Annotated in this window: 25 protein-coding genes and 3 tRNA genes; 14 read left to right on the top strand and 14 right to left on the bottom strand. The window is 52.3% G+C overall.

The window, feature by feature from the left end:
- Nucleotides 1-256 precede the first annotated feature (256 nt).
- Both I6L53_RS03580 and I6L53_RS03575 read left to right on the top strand, forming a co-directional pair.
- Nucleotides 257-1804 (top strand): YjjI family glycine radical enzyme, encoded by a 1548-nt coding sequence (locus tag I6L53_RS03580; RefSeq protein WP_042322055.1) that lies wholly within the window; start codon nt 257-259, stop codon nt 1802-1804.
- The gene (locus tag I6L53_RS03575; RefSeq protein WP_042322052.1) at nt 1779-2642 is read left to right on the top strand and encodes a YjjW family glycine radical enzyme activase; all 864 of its coding nucleotides are present in this window, start codon (nt 1779-1781) and stop codon (nt 2640-2642) included. The genes I6L53_RS03580 and I6L53_RS03575 overlap by 26 nt, the downstream gene beginning before the upstream one ends.
- A 127-nt stretch (nt 2643-2769) precedes the next feature.
- Here I6L53_RS03575 and I6L53_RS03570 read toward each other — a convergent pair whose 3' ends face one another.
- From I6L53_RS03570 to I6L53_RS03535, 8 genes are all read right to left on the bottom strand, one after another.
- The gene (locus I6L53_RS03570) at nt 2770-3546 is read right to left on the bottom strand and encodes a metal-dependent hydrolase (protein ID WP_042322050.1); all 777 of its coding nucleotides are present in this window, start codon (nt 3544-3546) and stop codon (nt 2770-2772) included.
- On the bottom strand, nt 3543-4616 hold the full coding sequence (locus I6L53_RS03565) for a patatin-like phospholipase family protein (protein ID WP_042322047.1): 1074 nt from the start codon (nt 4614-4616) through the stop codon (nt 3543-3545). Before I6L53_RS03565 ends, I6L53_RS03570 begins: the two co-directional genes overlap by 4 nt.
- 121 nt (nt 4617-4737) lie before the next feature.
- A complete protein-coding gene (locus tag I6L53_RS03560; RefSeq protein WP_003019081.1) occupies nt 4738-4899 on the bottom strand; it encodes a DUF1328 domain-containing protein in 162 nt (53 codons plus the stop codon).
- A 125-nt stretch (nt 4900-5024) separates the two neighbouring features.
- Nucleotides 5025-5642: a molecular chaperone OsmY gene (gene osmY / locus I6L53_RS03555; RefSeq protein ID WP_042322039.1), complete on the bottom strand. Its 618-nt coding sequence runs from the start codon at nt 5640-5642 to the stop codon at nt 5025-5027.
- A gap of 413 nt (nt 5643-6055) precedes the next feature.
- Nucleotides 6056-7645: a peptide chain release factor 3 gene (gene prfC / locus I6L53_RS03550; RefSeq protein WP_042322036.1), complete on the bottom strand. Its 1590-nt coding sequence runs from the start codon at nt 7643-7645 to the stop codon at nt 6056-6058.
- A 92-nt stretch (nt 7646-7737) separates the two neighbouring features.
- Nucleotides 7738-8415: a pyrimidine 5'-nucleotidase gene (yjjG, locus tag I6L53_RS03545; RefSeq protein ID WP_042322722.1), complete on the bottom strand. Its 678-nt coding sequence runs from the start codon at nt 8413-8415 to the stop codon at nt 7738-7740.
- A 14-nt stretch (nt 8416-8429) separates the two neighbouring features.
- The gene (rimI, locus tag I6L53_RS03540) at nt 8430-8876 is read right to left on the bottom strand and encodes a ribosomal protein S18-alanine N-acetyltransferase (protein WP_042322031.1); all 447 of its coding nucleotides are present in this window, start codon (nt 8874-8876) and stop codon (nt 8430-8432) included.
- On the bottom strand, nt 8845-9258 hold the full coding sequence (locus I6L53_RS03535) for a DNA polymerase III subunit psi (protein WP_042322029.1): 414 nt from the start codon (nt 9256-9258) through the stop codon (nt 8845-8847). The genes rimI and I6L53_RS03535 overlap by 32 nt, the downstream gene beginning before the upstream one ends.
- Nucleotides 9259-9360: 102 nt before the next feature.
- Here I6L53_RS03535 and rsmC point away from each other — a divergent pair, with 102 nt between their 5' ends.
- From rsmC to I6L53_RS03515, 4 genes are all read left to right on the top strand, one after another.
- Nucleotides 9361-10392, top strand: coding sequence for a 16S rRNA (guanine(1207)-N(2))-methyltransferase RsmC (gene rsmC / locus I6L53_RS03530; RefSeq protein WP_042322027.1), 1032 nt, complete (start codon nt 9361-9363; stop codon nt 10390-10392).
- A 136-nt stretch (nt 10393-10528) separates the two neighbouring features.
- Nucleotides 10529-10615: transfer RNA gene (locus I6L53_RS03525), tRNA-Leu, on the top strand.
- Between the two features lie 28 nt (nt 10616-10643).
- Nucleotides 10644-10730: transfer RNA gene (locus I6L53_RS03520), tRNA-Leu, on the top strand.
- Nucleotides 10731-10761: 31 nt separating this feature from the next.
- Nucleotides 10762-10848, top strand: a tRNA-Leu gene (locus I6L53_RS03515).
- A gap of 37 nt (nt 10849-10885) precedes the next feature.
- On the opposite strand, the gene I6L53_RS03510 is transcribed toward I6L53_RS03515, so the two are convergent.
- Nucleotides 10886-11122 (bottom strand): DUF1435 domain-containing protein, encoded by a 237-nt coding sequence (locus I6L53_RS03510; RefSeq protein ID WP_084196628.1) that lies wholly within the window; start codon nt 11120-11122, stop codon nt 10886-10888.
- A gap of 244 nt (nt 11123-11366) precedes the next feature.
- Between I6L53_RS03510 and I6L53_RS03505 the strand changes: the two genes are divergently transcribed.
- Both I6L53_RS03505 and fhuF read left to right on the top strand, forming a co-directional pair.
- The gene (locus I6L53_RS03505; protein ID WP_042322020.1) at nt 11367-12431 is read left to right on the top strand and encodes a GGDEF domain-containing protein; all 1065 of its coding nucleotides are present in this window, start codon (nt 11367-11369) and stop codon (nt 12429-12431) included.
- A 112-nt stretch (nt 12432-12543) separates the two neighbouring features.
- Nucleotides 12544-13332 carry a siderophore-iron reductase FhuF gene (fhuF, locus tag I6L53_RS03500; RefSeq protein ID WP_042322017.1) on the top strand — a complete coding sequence of 263 codons (789 nt, stop codon included), beginning with the start codon at nt 12544-12546 and terminating at the stop codon, nt 13330-13332.
- A 25-nt stretch (nt 13333-13357) separates the two neighbouring features.
- Here the strand turns inward: fhuF and I6L53_RS03495 are convergent, their stop codons facing one another.
- On the bottom strand, nt 13358-14707 hold the full coding sequence (locus I6L53_RS03495; RefSeq protein ID WP_042322014.1) for a PTS sugar transporter subunit IIC: 1350 nt from the start codon (nt 14705-14707) through the stop codon (nt 13358-13360).
- Between the two features lie 235 nt (nt 14708-14942).
- Between I6L53_RS03495 and I6L53_RS03490 the strand changes: the two genes are divergently transcribed.
- On the top strand, nt 14943-15401 hold the full coding sequence (locus tag I6L53_RS03490; protein WP_042322010.1) for a YbaK/EbsC family protein: 459 nt from the start codon (nt 14943-14945) through the stop codon (nt 15399-15401).
- Nucleotides 15402-15427: 26 nt separating this feature from the next.
- Here the strand turns inward: I6L53_RS03490 and bglJ are convergent, their stop codons facing one another.
- The 4 genes from bglJ to pobA form a co-directional block, all read right to left on the bottom strand.
- Nucleotides 15428-16060 carry a DNA-binding transcriptional activator BglJ gene (bglJ, locus tag I6L53_RS03485; RefSeq protein ID WP_042322008.1) on the bottom strand — a complete coding sequence of 211 codons (633 nt, stop codon included), beginning with the start codon at nt 16058-16060 and terminating at the stop codon, nt 15428-15430.
- A complete protein-coding gene (locus I6L53_RS03480; RefSeq protein ID WP_042322005.1) occupies nt 16021-16743 on the bottom strand; it encodes a helix-turn-helix transcriptional regulator in 723 nt (240 codons plus the stop codon). The genes bglJ and I6L53_RS03480 overlap by 40 nt, the downstream gene beginning before the upstream one ends.
- 274 nt (nt 16744-17017) lie before the next feature.
- Nucleotides 17018-17893 (bottom strand): helix-turn-helix domain-containing protein, encoded by an 876-nt coding sequence (locus I6L53_RS03475; RefSeq protein WP_042322002.1) that lies wholly within the window; start codon nt 17891-17893, stop codon nt 17018-17020.
- A gap of 12 nt (nt 17894-17905) precedes the next feature.
- Nucleotides 17906-19093: a 4-hydroxybenzoate 3-monooxygenase gene (gene pobA, locus I6L53_RS03470; RefSeq protein ID WP_042321999.1), complete on the bottom strand. Its 1188-nt coding sequence runs from the start codon at nt 19091-19093 to the stop codon at nt 17906-17908.
- Between the two features lie 295 nt (nt 19094-19388).
- On the opposite strand from pobA, the gene I6L53_RS03465 reads away from it, so the two are divergent.
- The 5 genes from I6L53_RS03465 to I6L53_RS03445 all read left to right on the top strand — a co-directional run bounded on the left by I6L53_RS03465 (nt 19389) and on the right by I6L53_RS03445 (nt 22557).
- Complete coding sequence (locus tag I6L53_RS03465; protein WP_042321997.1) at nt 19389-20165, top strand: threonine/serine exporter family protein; 777 nt, start codon at nt 19389-19391, stop codon at nt 20163-20165.
- Entirely contained in the window at nt 20156-20629 is a 474-nt protein-coding gene (locus I6L53_RS03460) for a threonine/serine exporter (protein ID WP_042321994.1), read from the top strand. The genes I6L53_RS03465 and I6L53_RS03460 overlap by 10 nt, the downstream gene beginning before the upstream one ends.
- A gap of 96 nt (nt 20630-20725) precedes the next feature.
- Nucleotides 20726-21265, top strand: a complete 540-nt coding sequence (gene dnaT, locus I6L53_RS03455; RefSeq protein WP_042321992.1) for a primosomal protein DnaT — start codon at nt 20726-20728, stop codon at nt 21263-21265.
- A 2-nt stretch (nt 21266-21267) separates the two neighbouring features.
- Entirely contained in the window at nt 21268-22005 is a 738-nt protein-coding gene (dnaC, locus tag I6L53_RS03450; protein WP_042321989.1) for a replicative helicase loader DnaC, read from the top strand.
- 60 nt (nt 22006-22065) lie between these two features.
- Nucleotides 22066-22557, top strand: coding sequence for a YjjA family protein (locus tag I6L53_RS03445; protein WP_042321986.1), 492 nt, complete (start codon nt 22066-22068; stop codon nt 22555-22557).
- Nucleotides 22558-22697 lie beyond the last annotated feature (140 nt).

Here is a 22697-nt window from a genome sequence, read left to right as displayed (position 1 = left end):
TCTCCAACGGCATCGCCGTATAAAATACTCACCTTGCGAGTCTGTTAGTATTCTAACATCCACTCGCCATTACACTTCGATATACATCACAGTTAATGAAAACTACGTACAAATTTGCATTACTGTAATGAGATCTACTTCAAACAATCTCTCTTTTCTGTCGATATCTTCTCCACTCAGGCGCATCAGGATCAAAGAGCTGACAGCACATCTTTCTACAATGACATGATGATCTTCGGCCGATAAAGGAATCACGATGCCCACGACCCATGAAACCGCGCTGCAACAACGCTGCCAACAAATCGTCACCAGCTCACTCCTCAGTCCGGAACAGAAACGCCATTTTCTCGCCCTGGAAGCCGAGAACAATCTGCCTTATCCAGCACTGCCTGCCGGGGCGCGCCAGGCGTTGGACGATGGCGTTATCTGCGATATGTTCGAAGGTCACGCGCCGTATAAACCACGCTATGTACTTCCCGATTACGCTCGCTTTCTGGCCAACGGTTCAGCCTGGCTGGAACTGGAAGGGGCGAAAGATCTGGACGATGCGCTGTCCCTGCTGACCATTCTGTATCACCACGTGCCTTCCGTTACATCGATGCCGGTTTACCTGGGGCAACTGGATACGCTGCTGCAACCGTATGTGAAAATTCTAACACAAGAAGCGATCGATATTCGAATAAAACGTTTCTGGCGTTATCTCGACAGAACGCTGCCTGATGCATTTATGCATGCGAATATTGGCCCCGCTGATACGCCCATCACGCGGGCCATTTTACGCGCCGACGCAGAGTTAAAGCAGGTTGCGCCTAACCTGACGTTCATCTACGACCCAGAGATCACACCCGATGATCTCCTGCTGGAAGTGGCGAAAAATATCTGCGAATGCAGCAAGCCGCATATTTCCAACGGCCCGATAAATGATAAAATTTTCACAAAAGGTCGCTATGGCATCGTCAGTTGTTACAACTCTCTGCCGCTTGCCGGTGGCGGCAGCACGCTGGTTCGACTCAACCTGAAAGCCATTGCCGAGCGCAGTACCTCTGTCGATGACTTCTTTAACCGCACGCTGCCATACTATTGTCAGCAGCAAATCGCCATCATCGATGCGCGATGTGAGTTCCTCTATGAAAAGTCACATTTCTTTGAGAATAGCTTCCTGGTGCAGGAAGGACTGATCGATCCACACCGTTTTGTGCCGATGTTCGGCATGTATGGTCTGGCGGAAGCGGTTAATCTGCTGTGTGAAAGAGCGGGCATGAACGCGCGCTACGGCAAAGATGAGACGGCGAACGATCTGGGCTATCGCATCAGCGCCCAGCTTGCTGATTTTGTTGAAAACACACCGGTGAAATATGGCTGGCAGCAGCGTGCCATGCTGCACGCCCAGTCGGGGATCAGTTCAGATATCGGCACTACCCCAGGCGCACGTTTGCCCTATGGTGATGAACCGGATCCGATCACTCACTTACAGACCGTCGCCCCGCATCATGCCCATTATCAGTCCGGTATTAGCGACATTCTGACGCTCGATGAGACCATCAAGCGCAACCCGCAGGCGCTGGTACAACTCTGCCTGGGCGCGTTCAAAGCCGGAATGCGCGAGTTTACGGCCAACGTTAGCGGCAACGATCTGGTCCGCGTCACGGGATACATGGTGCGTCTGTCCGATCTGGAAAAATACCGCGCCGAAGGCTCGCGAACCAATACCACCTGGTTGGGTGAAGAGGCCGCGCGCAATACGCATATTCTGGAACGCCAACCTCGTGTCGTGAGTCATGAACAACAGATGCGCTTCCGTTAGTAAGGTTATTCCTTTCTCCTGTGTGGACGGGCCAGGCAGTCGTCTGGCCCTGTTTCTGCAAGGGTGCAATCTGCGCTGTAGGAATTGCCACAACCCGTGGACGATGGGACGCTGCAATGACTGCGGCGAGTGCGTCCCGCAGTGCCCGCATCAGGCGCTGAGTCTTAGTGCCGGTAAAGTTGTCTGGCAGGCCGATGTCTGCGAACAGTGCGATACCTGTTTGCAGATGTGCCCGCAGCAGGCGACACCGATGACACAGACGATGAGTGTTGACGAGGTGCTGCGCCAGATCCGCAAATCTTCACTGTTCATTGAGGGGATCACCGTCAGCGGCGGCGAAGCCACAACCCAGTTGCCTTTCGTTGTGGAGTTATTTACGGCTATCAAGGCCGATCCCCAACTCCAGTCGCTGACCTGTCTCATCGACAGCAATGGGTTGTTGAGCGAAACCGGCTGGGAGAAATTGCTGCCAGTTTGCGATGGCGCGATGCTCGATCTCAAAGCCTGGGATAGCGCGCGCCACATTGCACTCACCGGCCGGGATAACGCGCAGATCAAGCGTAGCATTACGCTGCTGGCCCAGCGGGGAAAACTGGCGGAACTGCGTCTGCTGGTGATTCCCGGGCAGGTGGATTATCTACAGCACATCGATTCACTCGCGGTCTTTATTTCGCAATTGGGCAATGTGCCAGTGCGGTTAAATGCGTTTCATGCGCATGGGGTCTTTGGAGAAGCGAGTGAATGGGCGAGCGCTACACCGAACGACGTGCAGCAACTGGCAACGACATTACAGCAACGCGGCGTGGATAATCTGATCTTTCCGGCGTTGTATTTATGACCTGCCGGATGGCGGCTGACGCCTTATCCGGCCTACAAAAGCTACATATGCAGACCGTAGGCCTGATAAGCGAAGCGCCATCAGGCATGCAACTACTGGATGGTGGGCCAATCAATCGTATGATCGCTTATACATCAAACAATGTGGTCGTATTGCGATACAGCGCCTCAGCGATCGTCTCTGCAGACTCCGGGCGCAGTTCGCATAACACGTCGAACACTCTCGCCGCCTGCTCCGGACGATTTGGCTGCCCCTGAAAACCATTCAGCGGCATATCCGGCGCGTCGGTCTCCAGCAGCAGCGCCTCCAGCGGCAGTCGCGCCATCACATCGCGGGTTTTACTGGCGCGCGGATAGGTGATCGTTCCTCCTACCCCAATCTTATAGCCCAGTTGCACAAAACGCTCTGCCTGCTGCAGGCTGCCAGCGAAACCGTGCACCACGCCGGTTCGCGGCAGATCCTGACGCTTAAGATGCATTGCCAGCGTGTCATGCGTACGCCGGGAATGCAGGATCACCGGTAAATCGTAGCGCCTGGCCAGCTGTAGCTGTGCCTCCAGAAACCGCTCTTGCCTGGCAAATTGCGGATCGTCGCGATACCGATCCAGGCCGATCTCGCCAATGGCGACCACTTTTGTCGGCCGCGTCTCCAGCGTCTGTTGTAGACGCGCAAGATCCTCGTCGGTATGTTGCTCAATCACAATGGGATGCAGTCCCAGCGCGGCATACAACGAAGAAAATCGTTCCGCCAGCGCCAGAACGCGAGCAAAGTTTTCCGCTGCGGTAGCCGGAATAATGATCTTCTCAATACCCGCTTCGCCCGCGAGTTGCAGACTGTGGGCTTCATCCCCCGTAAAAGGTGGGAAGTCAAAGTGACAGTGGGTGTCGATAAAGCGAAAACTCACGCCAGATCCTCATTACTGAATGTCGTATCGTTAGCCTGAGGCGCATTGCTCACCGCCGCTACATGGACATCGTTGGCTACCGGCGCTGGCGGGATTACCACCGGCACCGGCGTGACGACCTGCGGCAGGTGGCGCGATAACGGCGGTTCAGCTGCCAGCATTTTTCCCACGGTCGCCAGGAAATAGCGCCCGCACAGTCGGCCAATTTTATAGTCTTCCCGCAGGGCCGGAATACGACTTCCCAGCGCCATGCTCTTCAGCGGCTTCGGCGGATAGATTTCAAATATTTTCAGTTTGCCCGGCGGTTTCTCAATGAATCGCTGAATTTCCGTATAACTGGCTTCATGATGCTGGACCAGATTGACCAGCGGTTGCAGACTGCTTTCGCCCAGCCAGCGTTCCATCCGCTTGAACCACTGTGGGGTGTAATACATTTGCGAAGGCACCGTGCGGATCACCACCAGCGTTTTCGCCCCCTGCTTCACGGCTTCGCGAACCGGGATCGCATCACTGATCCCACCATCGAGATAATTGATCCCCTCCAGTGATACGCCGCTGCGATAGAACCCAGGGATCGCACTGGACGCCCGGATCAGATCGAGCCAGTTTTGCGTATTGGGAGAGAAATAGTTGGCCGTGTAGTCATCCCCCCGACAGGCGCACATGTAGAACGATTTCCCCGTTTCGAACAAGCGCGAGGCCGTATACATCTGCAACGGCATCTGGCTCGCCGTGGACTCCACCAGCCAGTCGAGGTCGATCAGATTCCCGCCGCGCACAAAGCGCACCGGGTCGAAGAATTCCCGTTTGGTGGTATAGCGCATGATGACTTTGCGCCCATAGCCGGGCTGGTTGCACAGATAGGCCGACAAATTTTGCGCCCCCGCAGAAGTGCCGTAATAGAGATCGAACGGATTAAACTGCGCGCGCATGAACTCATCCAGTACCCCAGCTGTAAAGATGCCACGCTGCCCGCCGCCCTCACAGACCAACGCCAGGCGACCCGGTTTGAACGTTTTTAATGACAACGGCGCAATATTGCCGAGCGTGACGGGTATACGCTGCCCCACCTCTGCCTTCCTGTTTCTTATTACGTAATGTGCCAAAATAACGCAAACAGACGGCGGCTAAAACCAAAAAAGCCAGTCCACCGGACTGGCTTGCCAACAAAATCGTTGTGCGGTTTACACGCTAGGGCCGCTTACGCCCTGTAAACAGGCTGACCAGGAAGAGAATAATCCCGACGACGAAGACAATTTTCGCCGCGCCCGCTGCAGTACCGGCCAGTCCACCAAATCCCAGAGCGGCGGCAATTAACGCGATAACCAGAAATATAATGCCCCAACGAAACATACGCTTCTCCTTTACCATAGTTAATGTCGACCGCTTGATATGAGCGCTCAGGCTGCTCATTCACGCTATTGTTTGTGTAGTGCTCATGACGTCCTCCGACCCGGGCCGGAGGAGAAAACGAAGACTTATTGCGCTTTCAGATCGTTTTTGACGCTTTTTACGCCATCAACGGCTTTCGCAATGCTCTCAGCACGCTCTATTTGCGCCTGAGAATCGACGGTACCGGAAAGTTGCACCACGCCATCGGTCGTTTCAACTTTCACTTTGCGGGAAGGAACGATGTCATCCGCCAGCAGTTTCGCCTTGATCTCGCTGGTCGTTGCCGTATCGCCTGCATAGCCTTTCACGGAGTCTGATTTGCTGTCGCGAACGTGGAGTTTGTCGCTGACGGAAGTGACGCCTTCAACGCCTTTCGCCACGGTCACGGCCGCTTCCGCCTGCGCCTGGCTTTCGACGAAGCCGCTCAGCGTCACGACTTTCTGGTCGGTTTTGACGGAAATATCGGTGCTTTTAATGCTTTCATGATCCACCAGTGCCGCTTTTACTTTCGCGGTAATGGCGCTGTCATCCATGAAATTACCGACTTTATTCATAGAGCTATCGACTTTCTGCCCTGCACTTTCTACACCGGATTGCGCTTTATCCATGGTGGTGTTTTCTGCATACGCAGAACCCGTTGCCACAGCGGAGGTCAACATCACGGCCAGCAGAGTTTTAGAAATCTTCAGTCTTGTCATAGTCATCGATTTATTCCTGTATGGTTTGCTCATAATTTGAGCCCAGGCAACATAGGGTTGCATTGCTGAATGTGGTGAAAAATTCACCCAGCTCAGAAGTCAATGGCGGCGGTCACAATCACAAAACACAAAAAGTGATGATGATGCGCTGACAGGTGCCTCTCTGAGTCAGTTATTAATATCGTGACTACAATAGACATTAGCTTTAAGCACTTAGATTCACGCATTGAACGGTATTTAAAGCCAATATTTATGTCATCACTTTGTTAAATATAGATCACAATTTTGAAAAAGCGCGGCGAATTGCGCAAAAAACAGGCGGTCATAAGCAAAACAGAGGGATTTAAGAACATTCCGCAAGGGGCTAATAAGGCAGGAAAAGTCGCAGGGCGCAGCGGCAGCCGCGCCCTGAAGGGAGATTAATGTTCGCGCGTCTTGCGGAACTGAACGTCAGGATAACGCTCTTGCGTCAGATTAAGGTTCACCATCGTTGGAGCGATGTAGGTCAGATTATCGCCACCATCGAGCGCCAGTTGAACTTCGTTCTTACGTTTAAACTCTTCGAATTTCTTCGCGTCAGCACATTCCACCCAGCGAGCGGTCGCCACGTTGACAGACTCATAAATGGCCTCAACGTTGTACTCGCTCTTCAGACGAGCAACCACCACGTCGAACTGCAGCACACCAACCGCGCCCACGATCAGATCGTTGTTGGCGATTGGTCGGAATACCTGCACAGCGCCCTCTTCGGAGAGCTGGACCAGACCTTTCAGCAACTGTTTCTGCTTCAGCGGATCTTTCAGGCGAATACGACGGAACAGTTCCGGCGCGAAGTTCGGAATGCCGGTGAACTTCATCATTTCGCCCTGGGTGAAGGTATCGCCAATCTGGATAGTACCGTGGTTGTGCAGACCGAGGATATCGCCCGGGTAAGCCTCTTCCACATGCGAACGGTCGCCAGCCATAAAAGTCAGCGCGTCAGAGATCACCACGTCTTTGCCGATACGGACCTGACGCATCTTCATGCCTTTTTCGTACTTGCCGGAGACGACGCGCATAAACGCTACGCGGTCACGGTGTTTCGGATCCATGTTGGCCTGAATTTTAAAGACGAAGCCGGTGAACTTCTCTTCTTCCGCTTCCACCACGCGAGTATCGGTCTTGCGCGGCATTGGCGCAGGCGCCCACTCCACCAGACCATCCAGCATGTGATCAACGCCGAAGTTACCCAGCGCGGTCCCAAAGAAGACCGGGGTAATTTCGCCGGCCAGGAACAGCTCTTTATCAAACTCGTTCGAGGCACCCTTCACCAGTTCCAGTTCGTCGCGCAGCTGCTGCGCCAGATCGTCGCCAACGGCCGCGTCGAGATCCGGGTTGTCCAGACCTTTAACAATGCGCACTTCCTGGATGGTATGGCCTTTACCCGTCTGATACAGGTAGGTTTCATCTTTATAAAGGTGATAAACCCCTTTGAACAATTTACCGCAGCCAATTGGCCAGGTGATCGGCGCACAACCGATTTTCAGTTCGTTCTCCACTTCGTCCAGCAACTCCATCGGGTCACGGATGTCGCGGTCGAGTTTGTTCATAAAGGTCAGGATCGGCGTATCACGCAGACGGGTCACTTCCATCAGCTTGCGGGTACGATCCTCGACGCCTTTCGCGGCGTCGATCACCATCAGACAGCAGTCCACCGCCGTCAGGGTACGATAGGTATCTTCGGAGAAGTCTTCGTGCCCCGGGGTGTCAAGCAGGTTGACCAGACAGTTATGATATGGAAACTGCATGACGGAGGTGGTAATGGAGATCCCACGCTGCTTTTCCATTTCCATCCAGTCTGATTTTGCATGCTGACTGGAACCACGGCCTTTTACCGTACCGGCAGTCTGGATTGCCTGTCCGAACAGCAACACCTTCTCAGTAATGGTTGTTTTACCGGCATCCGGGTGAGAAATAATGGCAAAAGTGCGGCGCTTGGCCACCTCCTGCAAAAAAGGAGACAACGTCATAGTTCATTCTTCTTGAGTAAACGCGGCGTCGCACCGCGCATGTTGAATACGAAAAATTGCGGCTATTTTACCCATCAACGGGGGGGAGGCAATCAGTGTTTACACAGGAGCTGCTCCAGTTCGTGTAATGACGATACGGTCCAGGTCGGCTCGATGCCTTCCGGCTGCTCGCGATGATGCGCATTCAGCCAGCAGGTCGCAAGCCCGGCGTTGATGCCGCCGAGAATATCGGACGCGGCGGTATCCCCCACCATCAGCACCCGGGCGCGATCGGGGTTGCCCGCCTGCGCCAGGGCGTAATCAAAAATCTTCGGATCCGGTTTTGCCACACCCACTTCTTCTGAAATGACCAGCAAATCAAAGTAGTCGCGAAGTCCCGTACGTTCCAGACGGATCTGCTGCAAGGAGGTGAAGCCGTTAGTAATAATGCCAATTTTGGCTTTGCCGCGAATCGCATTGAGCAGCGAAACGGCTCCCGGCAGCGGCGCACAAATTTCGGCCATCGCATTCATAAAGGCGTCGTTAAGCGAGCCCGGCTCAACCTTTAACCGTTCCGCCCAACTCTGGAAGCGGGCATGCTGAAGCTGTAATGAGGTGATCGCGCCGTTCTGATAATCCACCCACAGCGGTTTATTCACGGCCTGGTAGTCCTGAAAATCTTCAGCGGTAAAGGTAATACTGTAGTCAAGAAACATCCGCTGTAAGCCAGTAAACGAGTCAAACGTGAACAGCGTTTCATCGGCATCAAAGAAAATCCAGTCCCACTTCATCATTACACCTTCTTTTACATACTGATTGGCAGTGCCATTATGATGGCGTCCTCACGACCGTCAGCGGTCGGGTAATAATTGCGGCGAATCGTTGCCTCGTTAAAGCCTAAGCTTTCATACAGTGCGATGGCGGCAACGTTGGAGGCGCGTACCTCCAGCCACAGCGTCAGAACGCCGCGTTTTTCTAACTCATCAATGAGATGTTCCAGCAGCGCTTTCCCTAATCCCCGGCGCTGAAAATCGGGATCGACGGCAATGTTGAACAGCGTAGCTTCATCCAGCACAACCTGCGTAATCGCAAACGCCGCCATTCTCCCTTCAACCGTCAATTGATAGTTGAGATAGCGTTCTCCCTGATTACTGGCAAAAGTATGTTCGCTCCAGGGAAACGCATGGGCGCGCTTTTCAATCTGAAATGCGGCGGGTAAATCACTCTGACTGAGGGAAGAAATCGTGTTCATGTGTGCAGATTTGTTGCCATAGTTCGGCGCGTGCCGTTGGGTTTGCCCGCAATTCATCAAATGCCGGCGTTGCAACCTGCGCACCTTCCAGTGACAGCGGCGCTTCTGTGCCCAGCCGCCAGCTGTTGCAGCGACTCCCCTGTGGCAGCATCGCAACGCGTTCCGGCGTCACCTGCAAAACCTGATTGGGGCTCAGGGTTAATGCGCGCAGAATATCGCTAATCAGAGGTTCAGTCAGCGGCGGCAATATTTCACCTACCATCACCAGACGGACGTGCGCAGGAATGGAAATCGCGATCTCTCCCTGCAACGCGCCGGGGCGACGCAGCGACCACTGGGTAATGCCCAGTTGCTGTAACTGCCAGTCTCGTCGGGTTGTCATAGCGAATCGCTCCTGTATCCAGGGGCGCAAATATAGCAAATTAGTCGAATAGACGCCATCAAACGTCTATAATCGCCCGCTGTATGAATTAAGGAGTTTTCCATGTCTGCTTTTACCCCGGCAAGTGAAGTCTTGCTGCGCCACAGTGATGATTTCGAACAAAGCCGTATTCTGTTTGCCGGAGATTTGCAGGATGACCTGCCCGCGCGTTTTGAAAGCGCCGCCAGCCGCGTGCATACGCAGCAGTTCCACCACTGGCAGGTGTTAAACCGCCAGATGGGTGACAACGCGCGCTTTAGCCTTGTTGCACAAGCGGAAGACGTTGCCGACTGCGACACATTTATCTACTACTGGCCGAAAAACAAACCGGAAGCCCAGTTCCAGCTGATGAATATTCTGTCACTCCTGCCCGTTGGCACTGACATTTTTGTCGTCGGCGAAAACCGCAGCGGCGTGCGCAGCGCTGAGCAAATGCTGGCCGGGTATGCCCCGCTGAACAAAATCGACAGTGCTCGTCGCTGCGGGCTGTATCATGGCCGTCTGGACAAACAGCCAACTTTTGACGCAGAAAAATACTGGGGTGAATACCTTGTTGAGGGGCTGACGATAAAAACGCTGCCGGGCGTATTCAGCCGCGATGGTCTGGATGTTGGTAGCCAGTTGCTGCTGTCCACCCTGACGCCGCATACCAAAGGCAAAGTGCTGGACGTCGGCTGCGGCGCAGGCGTACTTTCCGCAGCACTTGCCAGCCACTCCCCGAAAGTGCGTTTAACCCTCTGCGACGTTGCGGCACCGGCGGTTGAAGCCAGTCGCGCCACGCTGGCTGCAAACGGCATTGAGGGCGAGGTCTTCGCCAGCAACGTCTTCTCCGAAGTGACGGGCCGGTTTGATATGATCATCTCCAACCCGCCGTTCCATGACGGTATGCAAACCAGCCTTGATGCCGCGCAAACCCTGATTCGCGATGCCGTACGTCACCTGAACAGCGGTGGTGAACTGCGCATTGTCGCTAACGCCTTCCTGCCGTATCCGCAGGTACTGGATGAGACCTTTGGCTTCCACGAGGTCATCGCTCAGACCGGACGCTTCAAGGTGTATCGCACGGTCATGACCCGCCAGGCGAAAAAAGCGTGATGTCACGATAACGGCCATGCGAATGGCCGTTTTTGCAGCAATCACCGCTACCCCACGTAATTAACTATTGACGAATAGCGTAAAACCACTAGAATGCGCCTCCGTGGTAGCGATTCTTTTTAAGAATCGATGGTATGCGAAGGTGGCGGAATTGGTAGACGCGCTAGCTTCAGGTGTTAGTGTCCTTACGGACGTGGGGGTTCAAGTCCCCCCCCTCGCACCATAAACCACGTTGATATTGCTCGCACTGGGCGAAGGTGGCGGAATTGGTAGACGCGCTAGCTTCAGGTGTTAGTGTTCTTACGGACGTGGGGGTTCAAGTCCCCCCCCTCGCACCAACGAGGCGATATCAAAAAGTAAGATGACTGTGCGAAGGTGGCGGAATTGGTAGACGCGCTAGCTTCAGGTGTTAGTGTCCTTACGGACGTGGGGGTTCAAGTCCCCCCCCTCGCACCAATTATCTTGCATCCTCTTCTGTAGTTTTCCCGGTTTTTCATCCCTGATTCCAGTTCATCATTACCAGCATCATTCCGCCGATCAGCACGACACATGATGGCAGCAGCACAAAGTGCCGCAATTGTTTGTGATACAGCATCACCGGGGTCAGTAATAACCCTAGTACAATGATGGCCTTCCATGCTCCGAGAGAAAGATCAGCAAATGCCAGCCCGGTAATGACGATTCCAGGCAGCAACACTCCCCAACCACTACCCAGCGCTCGTTGCAACATGGTTTCACCTCCAATATCGATAATGATAACCAATATCATATGGCAATTTTTCTCATTTGTCAGCAATCCATACACCACTTACATGAGCTTTACTTAAGCAATGATGACACGAATTATTTAAGGTGATAAATTGCACAGCGGTAAACGTACAGACACAATAATCTGATTTCAGGTAAGCATCTTCTCATCCATTATTTGTGTGACGTGAACAGTGTAATTGTTGGATAAATAATGACGTTGAGATATGACTGCACAATCCTGGCAAACCCTACGCACTAAAAAATACCAACTTTCTCTGCGACTCTTTTTGTTTCTCAACGCTATTTCTGCGTCGTTTGCCATTGCCTTTCCAATCTATTCCAGCAAAACCGTCTCTACGCCAGGATTCCTTATCCTTGTGCTGAGCACTGCGTTGCTGACATGGCATGTAAGGTATGCGAAGAAGCGCATTAATCTCCATGCCATCTCAATACTCTTTGGCGGGTTATGGGCAGTGCATATTACGCTGAAATACCAGGCGCTGCAGACCCCTGACTACTCCTTTCTGCTGATTGCACTGCTGACCGTGTTATTTATTGGCTCCATTGCTTTTGCCAATAATATCATCGCATTCACGCTTCATTCGCTGCCGTCCCTGTTGGCCTGTTTATATCTAAACGGTAGCGAAAATGGCCTGCGGCTGCTCTATTTTACGGCCCTTCCCATGGCGGGTATCGCGATTCAGCATGTGATTCAAAAGCGCTACGACGATTTCGCCCAGCAACTGATGTTCAAACTGCTCGCCGAAAAAGAGACACTGACCGACCTCAGTATGCTCGACCCATTAACGGGATTGTACAATCGTCGGGGACTCCAACATAAACTGAAAGTCATGCAGGAACTGGATACGCATGAACATTACGTTTTACTGATCGACATCGACCATTTCAAAGCCTACAACGACCACTATGGACATATGATGGGCGATCAGGCGCTGATCCGCGTTTCCGCCGCTATCCGCAACGCCGTGCGTTCACGCGATATTGTCGCCCGTTTTGGTGGCGAAGAGTTTATGGTGTTACTGACGGCGAGTGACCCCCTGAAAGCCCGCGATGCAGCCGAACGCATCCGGCAGAATGTTTACGATCTCAAAATTCTCCATATGTTCAATGAGAACGTCGCAACTCAGGTCACCATCAGTATCGGTATTGCGCCTCTGGTTGGGGGAGATGTCGAAGAGGCAATTCGTCATGCTGATAAGGCGCTCTATAAAGCGAAAGATCTGGGCCGCAATCACATTTTAGTCAGTGACGATCCGGGTCTTGCCTGACACGCGTGACGTAATCCTGCGTCGTTGAACGCCAGACTGACAAAGATCTTGCTATCGGTTATGCCTGTCGCTAGGATTAGCAATCATTATCATTTAGATTACTATCCAGTCTATGACTTATCGTTCCGCACCGATCATTGACGATGTCATCTGGCGAGGACATCTCCAGTCGCAGATGCCCTCGCTGGCTGAGGCCGTGCGCGCAACTATAGCTCAGACGCGTGAACATCTGCTGGATTTCATTCGTCTGGATGAACCCGCCCCTCAGAGCGCGATGACACTGGCGCAATGGCGTCGCCCCAGCGAACTCCAGTCGCTGTTAGCGATTTACTCCGATCATATTTATCGCAACCAACCCACGCAACCGCGCGAAAATAAACCGCTAATCTCGCTATGGGCACAGTGGTACATTGGTCTGATGGTGCCCCCACTGATGCTTGCCCTGCTCACGCAGGAGACGGCAATTGATGTCTCTCCCGAATATGTCCACGTTGAGTTTCACGAAACGGGGCGTGCCGCGTGCTTCTGGATTGATGTACATCCGGATCTGCTGGCGACAACACAATCACCACAGGCGCGCATGGAAACGTTGGTTAAGCAGGCGTTAACTCCGGTCATCCAGGCGCTTGAGGCAACCGGAGAGATCAACGGTAAACTTATCTGGAGCAATACTGGCTATCTGATTAACTGGTATCTCACGGAGATGAAACCGCTGCTGGGTGAAGAGTTGTTGAACACGCTGCGCCAGGGCTGCTTCTTTGAAAAACAGTTGTCCTGTGGTGCTGACAACCCGCTCTGGCGCACGGTCGTCCCTCGCGAAGGGATTCTGGTACGCAGAACATGCTGTCAGCGTTATCGTCTGCCGGACGTTCAGCAATGCGGTGACTGTACGCTGAAGTAATCAGGGAGCGTTCGCCCCCTAGTGATTACAACGCAATCTGTTCGTTTTCTGCGTCTAAACGCTGTGCCTCTTCGGCCTCTTGTTCCAGCAGTTGCTTCTCGTACACTTTAAAGAACGGGAAGTAGATGACAGCAGAAACCAAAGCCAGAAGCACCACCAGAATCGCCGCGCGATAATCCCAGCCCAGAGCCCACGCCGCCCCGACGGGTGCTGGTGCGGTCCATGGCACCACCGAAATCACGCGACCAATCAGATCCAGTTTCATCGCAGCCCAGGCCAGCACGGCATTCACCATCGGTGCCAGCAGGAAAGGAATAAAGAACACTGGATTCATAACGATGGGCGTACCAAAAATCACCGGCTCGTTAATGTTGAAGATACTCGGTACCACGCTCAATCGACCTATCGAGCGTAGATGCACGGAACGACTGCGTAAGTAGCAAATCACCAGCCCCATCGTTGCGCCCGACCCACCTATCACGATAAAGAATGTCCAGAATGCCTCCATAAAAATATGTGGCAACGGTGCGCCCTGCGCCAGCGCAGTCTGGTTCATACCGAGGTTAGTCAGCCAGAACATTTGCAGCATCCCGGAGACAATCGCTGCACCGTGAATACCGGCAAACCACAACAAATGGCCAATCAGTACCGCCAGCAAAATCGCTGGTAGAGAATCGGCAGCCGATACCAGCGGTTTAAAAAGAGACATAATGGCCTGCGGAATAAGCATGTCGAACTGCGCCTGAATCAGCAGGCTAAGCGGGTACAATGTGAGTACCACCACCAACACGGGGATGAGCAGATCGAATGAGTTTTTGATCATCGGCGGCACTTGATCAGGTAAACGAATGCCGATGTTATGTGCCTTGAGAAAACGCATCATTTCTACGCAATAAATCGCCACCAGAATCGCCGTAAAGATCCCCGTTCCGCCGAGGCTGTCCACAGGAAGAGTGCCTTTTGTTTTAGGTGCAGCGACCAATAAGAATGCCATGATGGAAAGCATGGCGCACATAAACGGATCCAACTGATGTGACTTCACATAATGTTTACCCAGGTTATAGGCAATGGCGGCACAAATGTAGATCGACATGATCCCCATGGTCATATCAAAAGGGGTCAGGATCTGCCCTTCAAACTGTTTAGCCATATCCAGCCAGGCCCGGGCAAATCCCCAGGTCGTATCCGGCGAAAACGGAGGGTAAGCAAATACCAACAGAAACGATCCGACAATCATAAATGGCATCGCGGAAATAAAGCCGTCACGGATAGCCATAACATGACGCTGTGAAGAAATGCGCCCTGCAATCGGGCTGACATAGTTTTCAACAAACCGGAAAATCACATTAAAGACTGCATGGTTGGTAGATTTCATAAGTGGCTCTTTTTATGTGATACAGAGGAAGTGACAACTCCAGTATTAATCGCTCTTTCATAGACTGCAACCGGTTACGGTAACCGGTTTCCGTGATTGTGAAGGGGATCGAAAAATCGTTCATGTTGCTGGTTTGTTACATTAAAATATTTACAGTACGGGACGAGTTATGCCAAATTACGCCAGCAGTTTTCTGTAGCGTTGGAGACGGCCAAAATGGTGTCAGGAGAATTGAATGAGTCTGCAATCGGTACGGCAATTTCTGGCCGAACATGCCCCGGATATTGAAATCATTGAATTAGAACAAAGTACCGCGACGGTCGAACTAGCGGCCCAGGCACATAATGTACAGCCCGGACAAATAGCGAAAACCCTTTCGCTGAAGGTTAAAGATACCATCATCCTGGTCGTCGCCAAAGGCGATGCAAGACTGGACAATAAAAAACTCAAAAGCACCTTCGGCGCCAAAGCGCGCATGCTGAGCAGCGATGAGGTCGTCAACGCAACGGGGCATCCTGTTGGCGGGGTTTGCCCTTTCGGTCTGGAAACCCCGTTGCCCGTTTATTGTGATATCTCTTTACGATCGTTTACCGAAGTCCTTCCTGCAGCAGGCGCTACATATAGCGCAGTACGTATTGCCCCTGAACGTATGGCAGAACTGACTTCAGCCACCTGGGTTGATGTGTGCCAGTAATTGTCCATTCTTAGCTTTCGCAGTGGTCAAAGCAAAATGTCCGCCGCATGCAGTAAACCGGCGTCAGAATTGACGCCCAGTTTCGACATCACGTTAAACTTGTGCGCCCGGATGGTCTTAATATTCCGCGCCAGTTCAACCGCGATTTGCGGCATTGAGTAACCGCAGGACATAAATCGCAAAATCTCACGCTCAGTCGGGCTCAGCATGCGACTCTGATTGAGATACCAGAGATTGCTGTTACTTTCGCTGATACGTCGCGTACCGCTTAATGCTGTAAATAACGCATCCTGTAGCGCAGGGAGCGAGTTTTCTTTACTCAGTACGCCATCTAACGGGGAGGGCGACAGAGCGCTGATTAAACGCGCTTCAACATCATCATCCGCAATAACCAGACGACGCATGCCCGGATAGTTTTCAGCCAGTTCGGACAGATTCATGAGGCCCACCCGCCTGGCTTTTCGGATCGAGGAGAGAGAGAAAATAACGGCAGAAAAAACCGTCGTGCTCATCGCCTGTTGAAACTCATCCAGCGTCAAATAAAGATGTAGTTTATATTGGTTATCTGAGTTTTCGTTAAATAGATTCTGAATACCAATACCACTCATCACACATTTTTCTATGAGTGCGACATTTCGCGAACGGTTTCTATTTTCCATTCCGTTGACTCTCCATATACTGAAGGTAAATTCAGCTCTCTGACTCCCTGAGAACTGTTAATCCATGCGTACATTTCCGCATTGCTGTGAATTGATAATCGACGCATGGCGCTGTTTTTCTGGGCGCTGATGGTTTTATTACTTTTCTTAAGTAACGCCGCAATCTGATTGATCCCCCAACCTTTCCCCAGCAGGCGCAGTACTTTTCGCTCTGATAGCGTCAAAAGGATGGCGTGGGAACCAAATTCCTGATGTTCTGGCTGGGGGCGCGTCAACAACATTTTGCTGATTCGGTCAGGACTGTTATGCCCAGAACGGATGGTGTTTACCAGACTCTCAATCGGTTCGATGTCAGACAGCAGCGTGCTTGAGGGACGCATCAGTAATTCGACCGCCTGCGCGTAATACGCGCGAGACACCAGGAAAACCCAATGAATATCACGATATTGAGAAAGGAGTGCGTAGAATCGTTCGCAGACAGTGCGTGGGTGTTGACATTCACCGGTTAAATCCACGATCGCCAACTCTGCCCGTCGTAATTGTAGTGCCGTAAGTTCTTCGGCAACACCGCAAGCGGTAAGCTCATACTCCGGGAAATGCAGTTGCATAACGCCGTGGAATCCCGCTTGTATTACTGGGACTTTACTGATGACAATTGCGTTTTTGCAGCATCCTGGCAACATATATCCTCCACATTCATATGAATTTATCTGTTATTAATGGTTCGAATTGCGTTTGCATTAATACATACAACAATACAATGCAAAAAACAGAACAATAGACAATATGAATTGTTTATCCTTGGGGTTGTTCTTTAATTCCGTAGGAGGTGGTTATACAACTATCACAGGGTATAATTCAAGCCTATGCCCTCAATATGTATGCTGTATTCCTGAAAAGGACATTAAACATTCTTATTTTATATACGATTTTTTTATTCATCCAAATTTGGACAAACTATTTATTCTTAATTAACTCCCGATATGCTTTCGGAGACAACATTAAATGTTTTTTAAAAAATCGAGAAAAATAGGTTACATCACTGAATCCCAGGTAGTCGGAGATCTGGCTTACGGTCATACTGGTATATTGCAAGCTGCGTTTGGCTTCGAGCATCAACCGCTGATGCAAAACGTTTAATGCGCTGCAATGATGAAATTCACGGCATAACTGATTCAGATAATTTACAGAAAGGCCGATTCGATGCGCGTATTCTGTTAGGGGAAGATGCTCACGATAGTGGCTCTCAACCTGCCGGGCAAAAAGACGTAGAGCGCTCCGCCGCCGCGCCAGGGTGTCATTCGATTGCACAATGGGCTGACTCTGCCGACGAAGCCAGACCAGCAGCGCACTCAGTAACGAAAACAACATCATTTCCCGCGCCTCGTTATCTGTCTGATACTCCTTCTGCAAAGCAGAAAAAAGCGTACTGATGTGACTGCGGGACTGAGCCACCGGCACGCACTGCGGACTGTTCAGCAAAGGCAGCGGTTGTGGAAACTGAGACTCCAGGCGGCTAATCAGCGGCAACGCCAGAGAGAGAACGTAGCCCTGGGTTCCGGGAGAAAAGCGAAACCCGTGGACACAAAGCGCAGGGACGACCTGAATACAGGCATCGCGTCTCACCGTCGTCATCCCCTCAATTTCAATCGTTGCTTCACCCCGATGCAAGTAGAGCAACTGAACGATCTCAGCATGCTGATGCACCCGAATATGCCATTCATGCAAACTGCTGCGTTGATGAATCGACTCGCAGTGCAGCAGATCGGGGGTAGGCCATCCCTGTTGTTCACCATACAGTTTAAAAACAGGAATGACGTCAGCCAGTTGCATCATTTTTCCTCATTATCCACCTACCGTTTCGTAAGGCAGGCCAACGTAGTTTTCCGCAATCGTCATCAGTCCGGCCTTTGAGCCCAAATGGTACTGGCGATCCGCCTCCTGCATCTTGCGCTCAAAGTCGCTTTTGTCCTGAAAATCATGCAGCAGGTGGGTCATAAACCAACTGAATCGCTCCCCTTTCCACACCCGGTTAAGGGCCAGGCGGGAATAGGTTGCCAGCAGGTCGCTGCGCCCGTGCTGATAGTACTGCGTCAATATACGCCACAAATAATTCACGTCGGACGCGGCAAGATTCAATCCCTTTGCACCAGTCGGCGGAACGATATGCGCCGCATCACCGACCAGAAAGAGCTTGCCGTACTGCATCGGTTCCACCACATAGCTGCGTAATGGTGCAATACTCTTTTCAAGTGAGTGACCAGTCACTAACTTTTCGGCGAGCTCATCAGGCAGACGCCGTTTCAGCTCCTCCCAGAAGCGGTCATCGCTCCAGGATTCCACCTGCTCGCTGAGTGGAACCTGCAAATAGTAGCGACTTCTTGTTAGTGAGCGCTGACTACAAAGTGCAAACCCGCGCTCATGATGCGTGTAAATCAACTCCGGATTGACTGGCGGCGTATCGGCAAGCAACCCCAGCCAGCCAAACGGCCAGATACTTTCGTACTCGCGGATGACATCTCGCGGAATACTTTGTCGTGAAATGCCGTGGAATCCATCACACCCGGCAATGAAATCACACTCAATGCGGCACTTCTCCCCTTCTTTCTCAAACGTGACTGAGGGGTGGTCACTTTTGGCATCATGAATCTCAACCTGCTGAACGCCGTAAATCGTGGGCGCACCACAATCGCTGCGCGCCAGCATCAAATCCCGTGTGACTTCCGTCTGCCCGTAGACCATTACGCTTTTACCGCCGGTTAATTCGCTCAGCGCGACGGGAATGCGTTTACCATCAAAAATAAACTCAACGCCGTGGTGCACCAGACCTTCTCTGTCCATACGCTGCGCCACACCGGCTTCCCGCAACAGCGAAACCGTCCCACTCTCGAGGATCCCCGCCCGGATGCGCCCCAGCACATACTCCGGCGTCTGACGTTCAATGATGAGTGTGCGGATCCCCACCTTATGCAGCAACTGCCCCAGCAGCAGCCCGGACGGTCCTGCCCCAATAATTGCGACCTGAGTTTTCATGACATTCCTCGCCTGCATGGTTGATTATTTGTTTAATCAATGTTGAATAAAAGTTTCAAATTGCATTTTTGATAAGCAGGCACAGAAAAAGAAGGTGCAAAGGTGGGCAAAAATTGCACTTTTCACCGATTTAGCAAAACTGTGGAGCGGTTCAAATTCTGGTAACCGCATAGCTGGCTCTTTTTTCAACAGAAAGATTGATCTCAATCGGAGCCAAAAAATGCGCGCTTCGTGATACAAAAGAGTCTTTCGTCATTCGACAGTACGCAACGCGTCTTTTCAGCCAGGGCGAGTCATGCAAGAAGAGCAGTCATTACAGCGATCGGTTACACGGTTATGCATTCAGTGTGGGCTTTTTTTACTGCAACACGGCGCGGAGAGCGCGTTGGTTGATGAACTTTCTACCCGACTTGGACTGGCATTGGGGATGGACAGTGTCGAAAGCGCTATCTCCTCCAATGCTATCGTTCTGACCACCATTAAAGACGGGCAATGCCTGACCTCGACGCGAAAAAATCAGGATCGCGGCATTAATATGCACGTGGTCACCGAGGTTCAGCACATTGTCATTCTTGCCGAACACAAACTGCTTGATTACAAAGGCGTCGAGAAGCGCTTCAGTCAGGTCAGGCCCCTGCGCTATCCGCGCTGGCTTGTCGCGCTAATGGTCGGCCTCTCCTGCGCCTGCTTCTGTAAGCTAAATAATGGGGGTTGGGACGGTGCGGTGATTACCTTTTTTGCCAGTATGGTGGCAATGTATATTCGTCAGATCCTGGCGCATCGCCATTTGCACCCGCAGATCAACTTTTGCGTTACCGCATTTGTCGCGACCACGATTTCCGGTCTGATGCTGCATCTTCCCACCTTTAGCCAGACGCCTACGGTGGCAATGGCCGCCAGCGTCTTGCTGCTGGTTCCCGGCTTTCCGCTGATCAATGCGGTGGCGGATATGTTTAAGGGACACATTAACACCGGTCTGGCGCGCTGGGCTATCGCCAGCCTGCTGACGCTCGCGACCTGCGTGGGTGTGGTGATGGCGCTGACACTTTGGGGGCTTCGCGGATGGGTATAATCGATTTCATTCTCGCACTGATGCAGGACATGGTGCTTTCCGCGATCCCCGCCGTGGGGTTCGCAATGGTCTTTAACGTTCCGCACCGCGCGCTGCCCTGGTGTGCGCTGCTTGGCGCGCTCGGTCACGGTTCGCGGATGGTGATGATGACCGCCGGGTTTAATATTGAATGGTCCACGTTTGTCGCCTCGTTGCTCGTCGGTAGCATTGGCATTCAATGGTCGCGCTGGTATCTGGCGCATCCCAAAGTGTTTACCGTGGCGGCAGTAATCCCGATGTTCCCCGGAATTTCAGCCTATACGGCGATGATCTCGGCGGTGAAAATCAGCCACTTTGGCTACAGCGAACCGTTAATGATTACGCTGCTGACCAATTTCCTGAAAGCCTCGTCAATTGTAGGCGCGCTTTCGATCGGACTCTCTGTGCCCGGCCTGTGGCTTTACCGGAAACGCCCGCGCGTTTAATCGCAGCGGCATGTGCATCCCTGCCGCTCCTTCTCATCGGTGTGTTACTATAGAAACAGTGTCCCTTCTCGGTTGCAGTCGGTCTTGAGAAACATTATGTCATCCAGAATTTTGACCCCGGACGTCATTGGTATTGACGCCTTATTACACGATCATCAGACGGTGCTGGCGAAGTCAGAAGGCGGCGCGGTGGCGGTGTTTGCCAATAACGCCCCGGCCTTTTATGCGCTAACCCCCGCTCGTCTGGCACAACTGCTGGCGCTCGAAGAAAAGCTCGCCCGACCGGGGAGCGATGTGACGCTGGATGCGCAGTTTTATGAAGAACCGCAGCCTGTGCCAGTCGCCGTACCGCTGGGTAAATTCGCCATGTATCCGGACTGGCAGCCAGATGCCGACTTTCAGCGGCAGGCCGCGCTGTGGGGCGTAGCGTTGAGAGAGCCCGTCACCGCCGAAGAACTGGCCTCGTTCGTGGCCTACTGGCAGGCAGAAGGCAAAGTTTTTCATCACGTGCAGTGGCAGCAAAAACTGGCGCGCAGCGTCCAGATCGGTCGCGCGAGCAACGGTGGCCTGCCAAAGCGCGATGTGAACACGGTCAGCGAACCAGATAATCAAATTCCACCGGGTTTTAGAGGTTAACCATGAAAAACGTTGGCGATCTGATGAAACGTCTGCAAAAAATGATGCCAGCCCATATCGAACCGGCGTTCAAAACGGGTGAAGAGCTACTGGCGTGGCAGAAGGAGCAAGGTGAAATTCGCGCCGCCGCGCTGGCTCGCGAAAATCGGGCGATGAAAATGCAGCGCACCTTTAACCGTTCCGGCATTCGTCCGTTGCATCAGAACTGCTCGTTCGATAACTATCATGTTGAATGCGAAGGTCAGATGAATGCGCTGAGCAAAGCGCGCCAGTATGTGGAAGAGTTCGATGGCAACATCGCCAGTTTTATCTTCTCCGGTAAACCGGGAACGGGGAAAAACCACCTGGCCGCGGCAATCTGTAACGAGCTGCTACTGCGCGGGAAGTCGGTGTTGATTATCACCGTGGCGGACATCATGTCGGCGATGAAAGAAACCTTCAGTAATCGCCAAACCAGCGAAGAACAGTTGCTGAACGATCTGAGCAATGTTGATCTACTGGTCATTGATGAAATCGGCGTACAAACCGAATCGCGCTATGAAAAGGTGATCATCAACCAGATCGTCGATCGTCGTTCCTCCTCAAAACGCCCAACCGGCATGCTCACCAACAGCAATATGGAAGAAATGACCAAACTGTTGGGTGAACGCGTAATGGATCGCATGCGACTGGGCAACAGCCTGTGGGTGATCTTCAACTGGGACAGTTTCCGCAGTCGGGTAACCGGTAAAGAGTATTAAGACCATTCTTAGAATGAGCGGCGCTATACTTCAACGAAGATCTATACACGAGTAATCACAATGAAAACGACAAAACGTTTGCTGTGCTGCGCGATCGCGGCCAGCGCCTGCTTCGCAGCCAATACTTTCGCCGCCTCCTGGCAAGACTCACTCTCCAGCGCAGCCAGCGAACTGAGCAAGCAGAGTACCACCTCGTCGCAAAGCGGCACGTCGCTCTCTTCCCTGACCAGTCTGCTAAATGGCGGCAACCAGGCACTGAGTGCGAACAATATGAATAACGCCGCCGGGATTTTACAGTACTGTGCGAAGCAGAAACTGGCTTCCGTCACCGATGCGGAAAATGTGAAAAACCAGGTACTGGATAAACTGGGTCTCGGCGCGACCGAACAAAAACAGGATACCAACTATCTGGACGGTATTCAGGGTCTGCTCAATACCAAAGATGGTCAGCAGCTTAACCTGAACAATATCGGCAGTACGCCGCTCGCAGAAAAAGTGAAAACCAAAGCCTGCGACCTGGTGCTCAAACAGGGGATGAACTTTATTTCCTGATCCCCGATGCCGCGTTTTGACCGTTTTTCGCCAGACGCGGCGTCTCTCGCCCCTTTTCACCCTTCTCCATGACGCATCCCAGGTATGGCGGGAAGTGACGGCGATCAAAAAAGTCCCGATCTAAACCAATTCTGAATAAC

Source organism: Citrobacter farmeri (assembly GCF_019048065.1).
Classification (GTDB): Bacteria; Pseudomonadota; Gammaproteobacteria; order Enterobacterales; family Enterobacteriaceae; genus Citrobacter_A; species Citrobacter_A farmeri.
The sequence above is the reverse complement of the archived record's forward strand: the minus strand, read 5'-3'. Positions and strand labels throughout refer to the sequence as shown.

Bases quoted from the DNA above. Each gene is read 5' to 3' on its own strand.
- I6L53_RS03560 (WP_003019081.1), bottom strand. From the start codon at position 4,899: ATGTTTCGTTGGGGCATTATATTTCTGGTTATCGCGTTAATTGCCGCC.
- I6L53_RS03445 (WP_042321986.1), top strand. From the start codon at position 22,066: ATGAAAACGACAAAACGTTTGCTGTGCTGCGCGATCGCGGCCAGCGCC.
- I6L53_RS03535 (WP_042322029.1), bottom strand. From the start codon at position 9,258: ATGACAACCCGACGAGACTGGCAGTTACAGCAACTGGGCATTACCCAG.
- rsmC (WP_042322027.1), top strand. From the start codon at position 9,361: ATGTCTGCTTTTACCCCGGCAAGTGAAGTCTTGCTGCGCCACAGTGAT.
- I6L53_RS03475 (WP_042322002.1), bottom strand. From the start codon at position 17,893: ATGCAACTGGCTGACGTCATTCCTGTTTTTAAACTGTATGGTGAACAA.
- osmY (WP_042322039.1), bottom strand. From the start codon at position 5,642: ATGACTATGACAAGACTGAAGATTTCTAAAACTCTGCTGGCCGTGATG.
- I6L53_RS03490 (WP_042322010.1), top strand. From the start codon at position 14,943: ATGAGTCTGCAATCGGTACGGCAATTTCTGGCCGAACATGCCCCGGAT.
- fhuF (WP_042322017.1), top strand. From the start codon at position 12,544: ATGACTTATCGTTCCGCACCGATCATTGACGATGTCATCTGGCGAGGA.
- bglJ (WP_042322008.1), bottom strand. From the start codon at position 16,060: ATGGAAAATAGAAACCGTTCGCGAAATGTCGCACTCATAGAAAAATGT.
- rimI (WP_042322031.1), bottom strand. From the start codon at position 8,876: ATGAACACGATTTCTTCCCTCAGTCAGAGTGATTTACCCGCCGCATTT.
- pobA (WP_042321999.1), bottom strand. From the start codon at position 19,093: ATGAAAACTCAGGTCGCAATTATTGGGGCAGGACCGTCCGGGCTGCTG.
- I6L53_RS03460 (WP_042321994.1), top strand. From the start codon at position 20,156: ATGGGTATAATCGATTTCATTCTCGCACTGATGCAGGACATGGTGCTT.
- I6L53_RS03495 (WP_042322014.1), bottom strand. From the start codon at position 14,707: ATGAAATCTACCAACCATGCAGTCTTTAATGTGATTTTCCGGTTTGTT.
- dnaT (WP_042321992.1), top strand. From the start codon at position 20,726: ATGTCATCCAGAATTTTGACCCCGGACGTCATTGGTATTGACGCCTTA.
- dnaC (WP_042321989.1), top strand. From the start codon at position 21,268: ATGAAAAACGTTGGCGATCTGATGAAACGTCTGCAAAAAATGATGCCA.
- I6L53_RS03505 (WP_042322020.1), top strand. From the start codon at position 11,367: ATGACTGCACAATCCTGGCAAACCCTACGCACTAAAAAATACCAACTT.
- I6L53_RS03465 (WP_042321997.1), top strand. From the start codon at position 19,389: ATGCAAGAAGAGCAGTCATTACAGCGATCGGTTACACGGTTATGCATT.
- I6L53_RS03575 (WP_042322052.1), top strand. From the start codon at position 1,779: ATGAACAACAGATGCGCTTCCGTTAGTAAGGTTATTCCTTTCTCCTGT.
- I6L53_RS03580 (WP_042322055.1), top strand. From the start codon at position 257: ATGCCCACGACCCATGAAACCGCGCTGCAACAACGCTGCCAACAAATC.
- I6L53_RS03480 (WP_042322005.1), bottom strand. From the start codon at position 16,743: ATGTTGCCAGGATGCTGCAAAAACGCAATTGTCATCAGTAAAGTCCCA.
- prfC (WP_042322036.1), bottom strand. From the start codon at position 7,645: ATGACGTTGTCTCCTTTTTTGCAGGAGGTGGCCAAGCGCCGCACTTTT.
- I6L53_RS03510 (WP_084196628.1), bottom strand. From the start codon at position 11,122: ATGTTGCAACGAGCGCTGGGTAGTGGTTGGGGAGTGTTGCTGCCTGGA.
- yjjG (WP_042322722.1), bottom strand. From the start codon at position 8,415: ATGAAGTGGGACTGGATTTTCTTTGATGCCGATGAAACGCTGTTCACG.